Origin of the sequence: Acetomicrobium sp. S15 = DSM 107314 (assembly GCF_016125955.1) — a bacterium.
Classification (GTDB): Bacteria; Synergistota; Synergistia; order Synergistales; family Thermosynergistaceae; genus Thermosynergistes; species Thermosynergistes pyruvativorans.
The window spans coordinates 1-341 of record NZ_JADEVE010000286.1 but is presented as its reverse complement, the minus strand read 5'-3'; the positions used below and the strand labels follow the sequence as shown (position 1 = coordinate 341).

The following is a 341-nucleotide window of genomic DNA, read 5'->3' as shown; positions in this document are numbered from 1 at the left end:
ACCCGGTGACCAACAAACTTGTGGGATAAAAATAACGGAGTTCAGCGGTATCGTCCGGCCATCCAAGGGTGGAAAAGGGCCACAAGGCGCTGCTGAACCATGTATCCAAAACATCTTCTGGTGACTGGAGTGGCGATCTGTCGCGGAGACGAGATCGCTTCAGACGTAGAGGTGACGGAGGTAGAATTCCGAAATACGAGCGAAGAGGCGCTGGCACGCTACGCAGAGCTGGGCTGTGTGTTAAAGAACAGTATCTGGCCCCAAGTTGCTTTTGGACTCACATGATATCAGGAGGGTGCACTTTACCAAAAGATGTTCTTTGCGACGAAGAAAATCTTTTC

Annotated in this window: 1 protein-coding gene and 1 pseudogene; one reads left to right on the top strand and one right to left on the bottom strand. The window is 50.7% G+C overall.

Annotation, left to right across the window (positions count from 1 at the left end; genetic code table 11):
* Positions 1-130, bottom strand: a pseudogene (locus tag EZM41_RS08305) (class I tRNA ligase family protein); the annotation flags it as partial.
* On the opposite strand from EZM41_RS08305, the gene EZM41_RS08300 reads away from it, so the two are divergent.
* On the top strand, positions 100-285 hold the full coding sequence (locus EZM41_RS08300) for a Maf family protein (protein WP_232619220.1): 186 nt from the start codon (positions 100-102) through the stop codon (positions 283-285). The pseudogene EZM41_RS08305 and the gene EZM41_RS08300 overlap by 31 nt on opposite strands.
* The last annotated feature ends 56 nt before the right edge of the window (positions 286-341 follow it).